At 66.6% G+C, this 12,704-nt stretch carries 12 protein-coding genes and 1 pseudogene; 9 read left to right on the top strand and 4 right to left on the bottom strand.

Features of this window, described 5'->3' with window-relative positions; all coding sequences use genetic code 11:
* Window positions 1-63 precede the first annotated feature (63 nt).
* Both WS70_RS33975 and WS70_RS33970 read left to right on the top strand, forming a co-directional pair.
* Window positions 64-594 (top strand): annotated as a pseudogene (locus tag WS70_RS33975) (efflux RND transporter permease subunit); the annotation flags it as partial.
* A 56-nt stretch (window positions 595-650) separates the two neighbouring features.
* Window positions 651-920, top strand: a complete 270-nt coding sequence (locus WS70_RS33970) for an efflux RND transporter permease subunit (protein WP_059597738.1) — start codon at window positions 651-653, stop codon at window positions 918-920.
* A 50-nt stretch (window positions 921-970) separates the two neighbouring features.
* On the opposite strand, the gene WS70_RS32255 is transcribed toward WS70_RS33970, so the two are convergent.
* Window positions 971-1,294, bottom strand: coding sequence for a hypothetical protein (locus tag WS70_RS32255; RefSeq protein ID WP_059597739.1), 324 nt, complete (start codon window positions 1,292-1,294; stop codon window positions 971-973).
* A 369-nt stretch (window positions 1,295-1,663) separates the two neighbouring features.
* Here WS70_RS32255 and WS70_RS30965 point away from each other — a divergent pair, with 369 nt between their 5' ends.
* Window positions 1,664-3,250, top strand: coding sequence for an amidase (locus tag WS70_RS30965; RefSeq protein WP_059597740.1), 1,587 nt, complete (start codon window positions 1,664-1,666; stop codon window positions 3,248-3,250).
* Between the two features lie 234 nt (window positions 3,251-3,484).
* Here the strand turns inward: WS70_RS30965 and WS70_RS30960 are convergent, their stop codons facing one another.
* On the bottom strand, window positions 3,485-4,036 hold the full coding sequence (locus WS70_RS30960) for a cupin domain-containing protein (protein WP_059472274.1): 552 nt from the start codon (window positions 4,034-4,036) through the stop codon (window positions 3,485-3,487).
* A gap of 156 nt (window positions 4,037-4,192) precedes the next feature.
* On the opposite strand from WS70_RS30960, the gene WS70_RS30955 reads away from it, so the two are divergent.
* From WS70_RS30955 to WS70_RS30915, 6 genes are all read left to right on the top strand, one after another.
* Entirely contained in the window at window positions 4,193-5,365 is a 1,173-nt protein-coding gene (locus WS70_RS30955) for a porin (protein WP_059597741.1), read from the top strand.
* Between the two features lie 356 nt (window positions 5,366-5,721).
* Window positions 5,722-7,200 (top strand): group II intron reverse transcriptase/maturase, encoded by a 1,479-nt coding sequence (gene ltrA, locus WS70_RS30945; RefSeq protein ID WP_108034046.1) that lies wholly within the window; start codon window positions 5,722-5,724, stop codon window positions 7,198-7,200.
* Window positions 7,201-7,366: 166 nt separating this feature from the next.
* Complete coding sequence (locus WS70_RS32605; protein ID WP_203236013.1) at window positions 7,367-7,507, top strand: hypothetical protein; 141 nt, start codon at window positions 7,367-7,369, stop codon at window positions 7,505-7,507.
* Window positions 7,508-7,844: 337 nt separating this feature from the next.
* Window positions 7,845-9,413, top strand: a complete 1,569-nt coding sequence (locus WS70_RS30930) for a thioredoxin family protein (protein WP_059597854.1) — start codon at window positions 7,845-7,847, stop codon at window positions 9,411-9,413.
* A 337-nt stretch (window positions 9,414-9,750) separates the two neighbouring features.
* Window positions 9,751-10,215 carry a type III secretion system chaperone gene (locus WS70_RS30920; RefSeq protein ID WP_059473880.1) on the top strand — a complete coding sequence of 155 codons (465 nt, stop codon included), beginning with the start codon at window positions 9,751-9,753 and terminating at the stop codon, window positions 10,213-10,215.
* Window positions 10,208-11,239 carry a hypothetical protein gene (locus WS70_RS30915; protein WP_059473881.1) on the top strand — a complete coding sequence of 344 codons (1,032 nt, stop codon included), beginning with the start codon at window positions 10,208-10,210 and terminating at the stop codon, window positions 11,237-11,239. The genes WS70_RS30920 and WS70_RS30915 overlap by 8 nt, the downstream gene beginning before the upstream one ends.
* Window positions 11,240-11,445: 206 nt before the next feature.
* Here WS70_RS30915 and WS70_RS30910 read toward each other — a convergent pair whose 3' ends face one another.
* Window positions 11,446-11,784, bottom strand: a complete 339-nt coding sequence (locus tag WS70_RS30910) for an antibiotic biosynthesis monooxygenase family protein (protein WP_059473882.1) — start codon at window positions 11,782-11,784, stop codon at window positions 11,446-11,448.
* Window positions 11,785-11,877: 93 nt separating this feature from the next.
* Window positions 11,878-12,636, bottom strand: a complete 759-nt coding sequence (locus WS70_RS30905; protein WP_059473883.1) for an alpha/beta fold hydrolase — start codon at window positions 12,634-12,636, stop codon at window positions 11,878-11,880.
* Between the last annotated feature and the right edge of the window lie 68 nt (window positions 12,637-12,704).

Here is a 12,704-nt window from a genome sequence, read left to right as displayed (position 1 = left end):
CGCGACGGCGAACGGGTCGATGTGCTGCGCATGGCGCGGCTCGCCGGCGCGCACGCATTGACCGGCACCGATCCGGACCTCGCGCTCGTCGACGTGCAGAACCGGCTGAGGCAGATCGAGCCGCGCCTGCCGCGGCAGGTCGTCCAGCAGGGGATCGGCGTGTTCAAGGCGGCCAACACGTTCCTGATGCTCGTCGCGCTGACGTCGACCGACGGCACGCGCGATTCCGCGCAATTGAGCGATTACCTGAGCCGCTACGTGCTGCGCGAACTGAAGCGCGCGCCGGGCGTCGGCTCCGCGCAGCTATGGGACGCAGACGAGGCGCTGCGGATCTGGCTCGATCCGATGAAGCTGCGCGAGTACGAGCTCGGCGTCGACGACGTGATCGCGGGCGTCGCCGCGCAGAACGCGGCGGTGACGGCGGGCGCGATCGGCGATGCGCCGTTCACCGCCGGCCAGCAGCTGACCGCGTCGGTGATCGTGAAGGGCCAGCTCGCGTCGCCCGCCGAATTCGGCCAGATCGTGCTGAAGTCGAAACCGGACGGCTCCGTCGTGCGGCTCGCGGACGTCGCGCGCGTCGAGCTCGGCCGCGACGGTCGGCATCCAGCTCGGGCGATCTGCACGCACGCGGCGCGGCGCTGCGCCAGGCGGTGATCGACGCGGTGTCGGCGCGCTTCCGGCCGATCGTGATGACGTCGATGGCGTTCGTGCTCGGCGTCGTGCCGCTCGTGACCGCAATGGGCGCGGGCGCCGAGAGCCGCCGCTCGATTGGCACGGGCGCATTCGGCGGCGTGCTGGCCGCGACGCTGTCCGGGCTCGTGTTCGCGCCGATCGCGTTCCATGTGGTCGCGTCGCTCGGGCGGCGGACTGCCGAGTGCGGCCGCGAGCCGAGCGAGCGCGGCGTCGCGGCGAACGAATGAGATGGCTGACGCAGGCGCGCGCGTGGGTGCTGCGCGCGCCCGCGGCGTGATCAGAGTGCGAATTTCAGGCCGAGATGCCGGTTCACGATGTACGTGCGTTGCGCAAGCTCGCGCTGGATCGCCTCGCAGCGCTGCTGCTCGGTCAGACGGTCGTTTTCGGGCAGCTTCGCTTTGCGCTCGACCGCGCCGAGCCATTCGCTGCTGCCCGGATCGGGGCCGTGCCCGCCGTCGTCGGTGATGTTGAATTGCTTGTCGATCGCGTCGAACCAGGCTTCGGTGCCCGGTTGCGCGGTCGGGGCGAGCAGGATGGTCGTCGTCGCGGCGAGCCAGCCGACGACGGCGAGAAAAGCGTTGACAGCGAGAATCTTCTTCATGGCGTCCTTCTAAAAACAATGGCTTCGATGGTCGGTCGCGGGCTGCGGGCGGACGCGGCGAGCATTGTCGTCGAAGCCGGCCGGCCGCGCGCGGCTCACGCGCATGCGCCGTCGTGCGGCGACGGCGTGAGATACAGGGATCGCGATTCGTCGCGGAAGTTCACTGCGGGCGGCGAGACAAGACGAGACGAGACAAGACGAGACGAGACGAGACGAGACGGCGGCATCGCTTCGCTCGTCAGGCAATCGTTGTGCGCGCATCGATCGCCGTTCGCCTACACTCCACCGGCGCGTGCGTTCGACGGTGCGCGATGATCGCACCGCCCGCCCCGCTCGCGCGGCGGCATAACGACAATAGGACGTGCTCGAATGAAACGACGTCAATTCCTTCATACGCTCGGCGCGCTGGGTTCGGCGCAATCCGTTCTCGCGGATACGCATGCATCGGCAGCGCGGGCTTCCAACGATCGCAGCGGCGAATCGGCGCCGATGTCCTTGCACGAGGGGCCGGGCGCGTCGCAGGCGGTGCGCGAGACGCTCGATCGCATCGCGCGCATCGATCGCGACGGCCCGCGCCTGAACGCGATCGTCGAATTGAATCCGGACGCCGAAGCGATCGCGCGCGCGCTCGACGCCGAACGGGACGCGGGCACCGTGCGCGGTCCGCTACACGGCGTGACCGTCGCGCTGAAGGACAACATCGCGACGGGCGACCGGATGGCGACGACGGCCGGTTCGCTCGCGCTCGACGGCGTGCGCGCGACGCGCGATGCGCATCTCGTCGCGCGGCTGCGGCGCGCGGGCGCGGTGATCGTCGCGAAGACCAATCTGAGCGAGTGGGCGAACTTTCGCTCGACGCGCTCGACGAGCGGCTGGAGCGCGCGCGGCGGGCTGTCGCGCAATCCGTACGCGCTCGACCGGACGACGAGCGGCTCGAGCTCCGGCTCGGCGGTGGCGGTTGCGGCGGGGCTCGTCGCGATGGCGGTCGGCACCGAGACCGACGGCTCGATCGTATCGCCCGCCGCGATCAACGGCTGCGTCGGGCTGAAGCCGACGGTCGGACGCGTGAGCCGCGACGGGATCGTGCCGCTGTCGCACACGCAGGATACGGCGGGGCCGATCGCGCGCACGGTCCGCGACGCGGCGCTGCTGCTCGGCGCGCTCGCGGGCCGCGACGCGAACGATTCCGCGACGGCGAACGCGCCGGCGCCTGCCGGCTACGTCGGCGCGCTCGACGCGAATGCGCTGCGCGGCGCGCGGATCGGCGTCGCGCGCGCGTACTTCACCGGGCATGACGAAGTCGACGCGCAGATCGAGCGCGCGATCGCGGAGATGAAGCGGCTCGGCGCGGTCGTGATCGATCCGGTCGATCTGCCGAAGCCCGATTACGAAGACGACGAGAAAACCGTGCTGCTGCACGAGTTCAAGCACGGCTTGCCGGTGTGGCTGCGCACGTTCGCGCCGCATGCGCGCGTGCGCACGCTCGCCGATGTGATCGCGTTCAACGAAGCGCAGCATGCGCGGGAGATGCCGTATTTCGGCCAGGAGCTGTTGTTGCGCGCGCAGGAGGCAGGCGGACTCGACGCCGCCGCTTATCGCGACGCGCTCGCTCGCTGCGGCCGCCGTGCGCGTGACGAGGGGCTCGCGCGCGTGCTGCGCGAGCAGCGGCTCGATGCGCTCGTCGCGCCGACGGAAGGCACCGCGTGGCTGATCGATCTGATCAACGGCGACAGCGCCGGCGGCGGCTTCTCGACGCCCGCCGCGGTCGCGGGCTTTCCGCATTTGACGGTGCCTGCGGGGCACGTGCGCGGCTTGCCGGTCGGCGTGTCGTTCGTCGGCGCGCCGTGGAGCGAGGCGCGGCTGCTCGCGCTCGGCTATGCGTTCGAGCAGGCGACGCGGTGGCGGCGCGAGCCGCGATATGTCGAGCGGTCGAATGTTCCGGTGGTCGATGCGTGATGGGAGAGCATCGACGCGCTTGCCGTTCCGCGACGGAGGCGAAACAGCCGGCCGTTCCGTCGAAGACGAAGGGGAATCGGGACGCGTGCTGAGTCGGCGTCGATTCGATGCAGCCGTTTTCGGCGCACGTCTGATGCCGGACACGCACGCCGACCGTTTCTCCTTATCGCCGGATATCCGACGCGTGATACACGCATGCATCATGCGCGGCGAGCGTCCGCGCCAGCCGTCCCGCTATTTGCCGCGCTTTGCCTTCTTCTTCGATTGCTTCTCTTGCTCCGCCGGCACGAGCTCGAAGATCCGCGGCAGATCCGGTTCGCCGTCCATGTACTCCGTCTTCGTCAGCCGTCCCACGCTCTGCAGGCTGCGCACCATCACTTTGCCGCTGTCCGGATAGGTGCAGACCTCGTGCGGATCGTTCATGCCGATGCCGAGGTAGATCAGGTCTTTATCGAACGGATTCGCGAGCTGATGTCCGACGCCGCTGTTCGCCGGACACGAAATGCAATCGCCTGGGCCGACTTCGCGGAGTGCGTCTCCGTACCGGAGCACGCCGCGTCCGGACACGATGAAAAAGACTTCGTCTTCGCGCGCATGCGTGTGGAACGGACAAGACGTCCGCCCCGGCGGCACGCGCGACAGGTTGACGCCGAGCCGCCCCGCACTCGCATCGAGCAGCGGCGTCAGCGGCTTGTACGCGCCGCCCCAATGATCGCCGTTCATGTGTGCGATCTCGTCGACGTCGTCGACGTTGACGACATTCGGATGCTTGGGCTGCTTTTTCATGAGGTGCCTCGGGTCGTGAGGATCGGTCCGCCCGCGCATTCCAGCCGCGTGGCCGCCCATCATAAACATCGCAGAATTAATTGGTTTTCGATCCGTCGTCCTGTCCGTATCGTTCAGCGATTCCAACGACAAATCGACTACGAGGAACACCACCACATGAAGCAAACGAAGCGTCTTGCGGCACTCGCCGTGCCGGCCGGCCTCCTGCTGTCCGCCGGCGCTCATGCGCAAAGCAGCGTCACGCTGTACGGGATCGTCGATGCGGGCATCGCATACGTGCACAACGTCCAGGGAGCCGACGGCCGCAATCAGTCGTCGCTCGTGAAATTCAGCAGCGGCAATCTGTCGGGCAGCCGCTGGGGCCTGAAGGGCGCCGAGGATCTGGGCGGCGGCCTCGCGGCGCTGTTCCAGCTCGAAAACGGCTTCAATCTCGGCACCGGCGTGCAGAACGGCAATCGCGAGTTCGGCCGGAAGGCGATCGTCGGCCTGACGAGCAACACGTGGGGCGCCGTGACGCTCGGCCGCCAATACGATCCGGTCGTCGATCTCGTGCAGGGGCTCACCGAGGACAACTACTTCGGCGGCGTGTTCGCGACGCCGGGCGATCTCGACAACTACGACAACAGCCTGCGCGTCAGCAACTCGGTGAAGTACACGAGCCCGGTGCTGTCGGGCTTCCAGTTCGCCGCGCTGTACGGCTTCGGCGGCGTCGCGGGCGCGACGGGCAGCGGCCGCACGTATAGCTTCGCGGCGAGCTACGCGAACGGACCGTTGTCGCTCGGCGCGGGCTATCTGTATGCGGACGGCGGCACGACCGCGGCGAACGGCGTGCGCACGTGGACGGGCAGCTCGGACACGCTGTTCAACACGGTGATCAACCAGGGCTTCGCGAGCGCGAAGTCGATTCAGATCGTGCGCGTCGGCGGTCAGTACGTGCTCGGCTCGGCGACGTTCGGCCTCGCGTACTCGAACACGCAATACGGCCGCGATTCGCGGTCGACGTTCAACGAGACCGCGAAGTTCAACAGCGGCTCCGCGTTCTTCAACTACCAATTCTCGCCGGCGCTGCGCGCGGGCCTGGGTTACAACTACACGTCGCTGACGGGGCCGGCTTCCGCACACTATCACCAGGTGAATCTCGGCGCCGGCTACGCGCTGTCGAAGCGCACCGATCTGTACGCGCTGCTCGGCTACCAGAAGGCGAGCGGCCGCACGCTCGGCGCGAACGGCTCGGTGATCGATGCGCAGGCATCCGTCGGCTCGTATGGCGCGAACTCGGGCACCGATTCGCAGGAGCTCGCGATCGTCGGGATTCGGCACAAGTTCTGAGTGTGCCGGGAGACCGGCAAGGAGTAAGTGGTGCAAGTCCACTGCGATGAAGGTATAGCGAGCCACATCGGCCCCGAGCCGTGCGCAGGCCGCCGCGAGGCGGTCGGCGAAGCGTCGGTAGGGGAGCGTGTGGGCCAGCCATTGAGCCGCGATAGTTGTGTTATTCCGGGTGCCGACGCGGTTCAGAACGCGGAAGGCAACACGAAGGGGCGCGCAAGCGCGAGCGCCTCGACGACCCGGCGTGGTCAGAGACCCTGGCACGCACGGACGCTCCTTGTGCGGGAACCGGGAGATCTCTCGTCTGGCCAGTCGCAACACGGGCTGGTCCGCATCGGGAAGGCGAGGAGCCGTAGCCGATGATGAACGGACGGGAGAAGTCAGACTCCGCCGTATTAGCGAGGAAGCCTGCGAACAACGCCGGGAGACCGGGAGCGGAGCAGGTGGAGCGAAGGGCGGGGACCAAGGGGAACACGGGTCAGTCCAGCACGCGCCGAGCGCAGAACCGGGCAAGCGTGTCACAGGGGCTGGAACGTGTACGGCAAGCTGCAAGGCAACGGAAGAAGGAGCGGTTCACCGCGCTACTGCACCATGTCACTGTCGACCGGCTCCGGGAGTCGTTCCTTGCGCTCAAACGCGATGCGGCTCCGGGAGTGGATGGCATGACATGGCGGTACTACGAGGCAGGACTGGACGAGCATCTCCAGCGTTTGCACGCGCAGGTACACAGCGGAGCGTATCGGGCATTGCCCGTTCGACGGCAGTACATACCCAAGCCGGACGGTAAGCAGCGCCCGTTGGGGATTGCCGCGCTGGAGGACAAGATCGTCCAGCGCGCGGTGGTTGACGTGCTGAATGCGATCTACGAGGGGGACTTCCTCGGTTTCTCGTACGGGTTCCGGCCCGGGCGCAGTCAGCACGATGCGCTGGACGCATTGGCAACAGCGATCACCAGTACCCCGGTGAACTGGATTCTGGACGCCGATCTCAGGAGCTTCTTCGACTCGGTCAGCCAGGAATGGCTGGTCCGTTTCATTGAACACCGGATCGGCGATCAACGCATCATTCGTCTTGTGCACAAATGGCTCAAGGCGGGCGTGCTGGAAGATGGAGAGGTGAGCATCAGTGAGCTAGGTACGCCGCAGGGATCAGTGGTTTCACCGCTGTTCGCGAACGTGTATCTGCATTACGTGTTTGACCTCTGGGCCAATCGGTGGCGACGGCGGGAAGCCAAAGGCAACGTCATCATTCTGCGATATGCAGATGATGTAGTGGTCGGCTTCGAGCATGAAGCCGACGCGCGGCGTTTCTGGGATGCGATGCGTTCGCGGTTGGAGGAGTTCGCGCTTGCGCTTCACCCGGACAAGACGAGGCTGCTGGAGTTTGGTCGCTATGCGGCGGCCCACCGCCGGCGTCGCGGCCTTGGCCGGCCGGAAACCTTCACCTTTCTGGGCTTCATCTTTATCTGCGGCAAATCGCGCCGTGGCGCCTTCCAGCTTCAGCGGAAGACCCGGGGCGATCGTATGCGGGCGAAGCTCAGGCAGATCAAGGAGGAGCTTCGGCGACGCATGCACGAACCGATTCCTGTGCAAGGGAAATGGCTTGGGCAGGTGGTGCGCGGCTACTTCGCGTACCACGCAGTACCCACGAACTCGCGCGCACTTGGCGCGTTCCGCTACCACATCGTTGATCTCTGGCGGCGCGCGCTCCGGCGCCGTAGCCAGAAGGACCATATGACGTGGACGCGGGTCGAGAGGATCGCGGACGCCTGGCTCCCTCAACCTCGCATTCTTCATCCATGGCCGGATCGGCGCTTTGCCGTCAAGCACTCAAGGTAGGAGCCCGGTGCCCGAATTGGGCACGCCGGGATCTGTGCGGGGGGTGTTCAGTAATGGGCATTCCTACCGCGATTCTGGGGGAGCGATGCGCGGTGCGCGACGGACGGCGCGGCGTGTCGCGCGCGGCCGTCGCCGCTTCGTGTCGTCGACGGGATCGATGCAGTCGATGCAGTCGATGCAGTCGATGCAGTCGATGCAGTCGATGCAGTCGATGCAGTCGATGCAGTCGATGCAGTCGATGCAGTCGATGCAGTCGATGCAGTCGATGCAGTCGATGCAGTCGATGCAGTCGATATGCCGATCGTAATTCTCGCGACCATCGCGAACGGAATAAGTTGCGATGACGTCGATTCCGTCCATCGCCGCAGCCGTCGCGGCTGCCCGGGCTGTCGCGATGCAGCTCGGGCGTCGCCGATCTTCGCGCAAGCGACATGCCGGCCGTCGCGCCGCGCGACGCGCTCCGCATCGCACTTTCCCCGCGCGCATGAAGGTCTCCCGTCGCGCCCGCAATTGTTTCTATACTTCGTACGATTGCGTCGTAAAAGAACGGAGCGCGTGGCCGACGCGCTCGAACGTCAACCCGATGCGGGCCGCGACGAAGATGCCGAACCAATGCGGCGCCGCCCCCAACCGGACTCTCATCGATGAAAACCGCGATTCGAAAGCTGACGGCGTCGCTACTTTTTGCCGCCGCGACCGCCTGCTTTGCCGCCGGCGCGCCGCATGCGCCCGAGCATCTGCCGCCCGGCATCGCGTGGCGGCAAGGCGACGTCGACGCCGCGTTCGCCGAGGCGAAGCGCACGAACAAGCCGCTGTTTCTTTACTGGGGCGCCGTCTGGTGCCCGTCATGCAATCAGGTGAAGTCGACGATCTTCAGCCAGCAGGCGTTCAAGTCGCGCTCGTCGTTCTTCGTGCCGGTCTATCTCGACGGCGACACGGAGAACGCGCAGAAGATCGGCGACCGCTTCAAGGTGCGCGGCTATCCGACGATGATCCTGTTCCGGCCGGACGGCGCCGAAGTCACGCGGCTGCCGGGCGAAGTCGATCTCGACCGCTACATGCAGGCGCTGTCGATCGGCCTGAACGCCGCGCATCCGTTCAAGCAGACGCTCGCGGCCGCGCTGAAGGACGGCGCGCGCGTGACGCCCGACGACTGGCGCGTGCTCGCCGATTACTCGTGGGATACCGACGGCGATCTGCCGGTGCCGAACGAGCGCGTCGCGACGACGCTGCAGACGCTCGCGAGCCATGCGCGCGCGGATCATGCGAACGCCGAAGCGCCGCGGCTCGAATTGAAGGCGGTCGTGTCGGCGGCGGTCGGCGATCCGCCGCAGCAAGGCGACATCGACAAGACAGCGGGCGCCGCCGCCGTGCGCGACGCGCTGCGCGATCCGAAGCGCGCGCGCGCCGATTACGACGTGCTCGTCGCGGCGCCGGCCGACGTCGTCAAGTATCTGGCCGGCGGCGACGCGGCGGCGCGCGCGACGCTCGCGAAGCAGTTCGATGCGGCGCTCGCGCGGCTGTCGGCCGACACGTCGCTCGCCGCGATCGACCGGACGATGGCGCTGCACGGCCGCGTGCGCGTCGCGCGGCTCGACGCGAAGCCGGGCGCGCCGCTGCCGGCCCCGCTTGCGGAGGCGGTGCGCCGGCAGACCGCGTCGGCGGTCGCCAAATCGACGAACGTCTATGCGCGGCAGGCGGTCGTGAGCGAAGCGGCCGACACGCTGACCGACGCCGGCCAGTTCGACGCGGCTGACGCGCTGCTGAAGGCGGAGCTCGCGCGCTCGCCGACGCCGTATTACTTCATGTCGGGGCTCGCGGCGAACGCGAAGGCGCGCGGCGATCGATCGGCCGCGCTCGACTGGTACCGGAAGGCGTATGAGGCGGCGAGCGGTCCGGCGACGCGGCTGCGCTGGGGCGCGGCGTATTTCGCGAACGCGGTCGACCTCGCGCCGGACGACGCCGCGCGAATCCGGCAGATTGCAAACGACGTGCTGACGCAGGCGGGCCAGACGCGCAACGCATTCTACGGCGCGAACCGGCGCGCGCTGACGCGGGTCGTCACGCAGCTCGCGCATTGGCGGCAGGGCGGCGCGCACGACGCGACCGTGCGGGCGGTCGTCAAGCAGTTCGAAGGCATGTGCGGGAAACTGCCGGCGGGCGATCCGCAGGTCGGGACCTGCGAGAGCCTGATCAAGACGGCGAAGGCGTGACGGCGTCAGGCGACGTCCTGCGTGCATTCGCAAGCGCGCGGGGCCGGGAAGCGCGCTCGCGAGCGGGCGCTTCGTGCGAGCGCGCATCGCCGCCGGGCGCACAGGTTGTCGTCGCCCGTCCGGTCCCGCTCGTCGTGCGAACCGGCGGCGCGCGCCCGCACCAGTCGAAGCAAAACGAAGCCTCCGCTCCGAAGCCGTTTGCGCGACAGGCCGGCAAACCTTCGAACGGCAAACCTTCGGAGTCGAAAACGAAACAAACGAGCGGTTTTTGAAAGAGTGACGCGCCGGACTGCCTAAGATTGGCGACCTACGATCAACCCAGAGCCAATCGATGGAAATGACGAACACGTTGCTGAGCGCGTTCGGTGCGCAGATCGGGCTGTCCGATCTGAAATTCGATGCGACCGGCGTGTGCCAGTTGAGGATAGACGGTCTGAAGCTGGCGCTCTACGACAACCGCGCGCTGAACTGCCTGACGCTGCTCGGCGAATTGCCGATGCCCGTGGCCGACACGCTGCAGCACGACGTCTGGATTCGCTTCGTGCTCGCCGGCCAATTCGGCGCGTTGCACGAACACGTGCCGATCGTCGGCCTGAATCCGCAGACGGATGCGCTGGTGGCGATGCGGCATTTGCCGCCCGAGAACCTGTCGCTCGAGCGCCTGACGGACGCGTTCGCCGGGCTCGTCGAATGGCTGGCGGCCTGGAGCTGCGAATCTTCCGCAATCGAGCAGTCGGCATCCGCCGCACCGCACGATGCGCGCCACTCAACTCGCCGATACGATCCACTTGCCCATGCTTGATCTCCGCTCAGTCTCGTCCGTTCCCACTCAAGCCGGCGTCGGCCAGGTTGCGGCGGCAGAGCGCAACGCCGGCCGTCTCGACGTCGCTGGCACGCCGCGCACCGTCGCACGCGGCGGCGAAGGCGACATCGCCGTGCCGCATCCGTCGGACCGGTCGGGCGCCGCCGGCGCGCGCGACGCAACGCTCACCGAAGACGTCGCGTCGCGCCAGATCGTCAACGCGTTTCGTCAGTTCATCACCGGCAAGTCGCACGGCCGGATGATCGAAAGCGGCGAAATCTGGAAGGACGTGCCCGCGCAAAACGCGCGAGACCATGTGCGCGATCTGTCGAAGGCCAATCTTCGCGGGCTCTATCGCGAACTCGGTGCGCTGAGCGGCCAGGAAAAGCAGTTCGTCGAGCGCTTTCTCGCGACGCCTTTCTTCGCGACGCACAGCACCGCAGCACCGGTGAAGAGCGGCAACGACACGGTCAGCCTCTTCTCGCGGCAGAAGCTGATCGACCGCCACATCATCTTCAATCAGGCGAATTCGCCGCAAGAAGACATCAAGCTGCTCGGCAACGACGATTTCGTGTTCTTCTCGCTGGAAGCCGGCGCCGACCCGAAAAAGCCCAGCAGCCGGTTCGGCGGCACGACGTACCGCTTCGATTTCGACGATCCGCATTTCCGCGACACCGCGTGGCTCAGCCTCGTCGAAATGCGCTTCGCGCGCACGCCGAATCTCGATCGGCACATCGAAGGCTTGAGTCCCGACGAGTACAGCCGCTTGTCCAAGCGCACGTTGCAACCGTTCCAGACGGTGTTTGCCGGCGGCGACATGAAGGCGGGCATCGCGCTGTCCATCGTGCGCGACATGCGCGAGAACCTGTCGCCGGACGCGCAGGCGCGCGTGCTCGGCAACGTCGGCGAAGCGCACGTCAACAAGCTCGTCAACGGCCTTTATCGCCCGGAGATCAAGGTGGCGCGACACTTCTTCTCGAACCAGTACATGGAAGTCGCAGTCAAGAAGGACGACAAGTTTTGACGCCGACGCGGCGGCGCGGATGACGGCCGCCGCCGCTGCCGCGGCGCACGCCAGTCGCCCGGAACGACAGGTGTGAACCGTGGCGTCGCAGGCGGGGCCGCAGGTGCGACGCGTCGGCGTCGGCGTCGATGGCGGCACGGCTCCTTTCCCATCGAAAAGTCCGCCGAAAACTCGCTTACTTGATGGCACTGTTTGCCGGAAGCCGCTCATTCGCAGCAGTTTTGTGACGCCTCGTACACGTAATCGCGTTCGACGCGGCAAACCCGCGTCTTGTACATGCTGTACCAGGCGTCGCGGCCGAGCCGTTGCGCGGCCACGTGCGCGACGTTCTCCTTCCACGCTGCGATCGCCTCAAGGCTCTCCCAATAGGACACCGTAATGCCGAAGTCTTCGCCGGCGGACTCGACGCCGAGATATCCCGGCTGTTTTGCCGCGAGCTCGAACATCGCGTCGGCCATCTTTTGATGGCCATTGTCCTCTTCGGTGCGCACTGACGTGAAAATTACCGCGTAATATGGCGCAGTGCCAGTCTTCGCGATGGACATGCCTCCTCCTGTCCACATGACGTCGATTGTCGCAGCGCTATGCGCGGCGGAACACATCGGCGAGCGAAAGTGCGGGCCACCTGACCCATGTTGTCAAGCTTCCCTGAGCTGGGCGACCATGTCTTCGACGATGCGGCAGAATTCGTCCGGCTGCTCAAGCATCATCATGTGGCCGACATCCTTCTGCACGACGTAATCGCGCGCGGCTGACTGCGCCCAGTCCGGTAAATCCCATCCGGACGCAGAGCGTTCGCCCGCGAGTAGAAACAGCGGGGTCCCATGTTCGACGACCGAGCGGATCCGCGGCAGATAGCTGGCGTCGCCCGTCTCCGCCACTACCGCGCGCGCCATTGCCCGAATGGTTCCGCGCGGTTGATTCGCTAGAGCGCCACGCGCCCATTCGACGCGTTGCGGCATGATCGCGACATCGCCGTTTGTCAGCCATTCTTTTGGATCAGCGACGAGCCGCTCGTGCTCGGCGTGCCAGTCCTCGTCGGAGAGGGCGGCGATCTTGCGGCACCAGAACGCATCGGCGAGAGTGAAGTTCCCTTCGACGTTGATGATGCCGCGCACACGCTCGGGTGCCGCTACCGCAACGAGCATCGCGATGGCGCCACCGACGCTGTGCCCAAGCAGCATGCACGGCTCGTCGACCTGTTCGTTCAAGTAGCGCACGACGTGCGCGGTCTGGCTCGCAAGAGTGATCTCGGGCTCGCACACGTCCTTCAATTGACCGTAGCCGATCAGGTCCGGTGTATGGATTGCTACGGTGCGGATGCGCTCGCGGGGCGCGTAGAAATTCAATGAACCCATCAGGCCGTGAATCATGACCAACGGCGTGGCTTTTTTCATGTCTCTCACACTTCCATGGTTTGACTGCAGACTCCGCGTCGACGTCCTTTCGCGCTGCGACGCTTGCG

It is taken from the genome of Burkholderia mayonis (assembly GCF_001523745.2).
GTDB classification, from domain to species: domain Bacteria; phylum Pseudomonadota; class Gammaproteobacteria; order Burkholderiales; family Burkholderiaceae; genus Burkholderia; species Burkholderia mayonis.
This window is presented reverse-complemented; position numbering and strand designations above follow the sequence as displayed.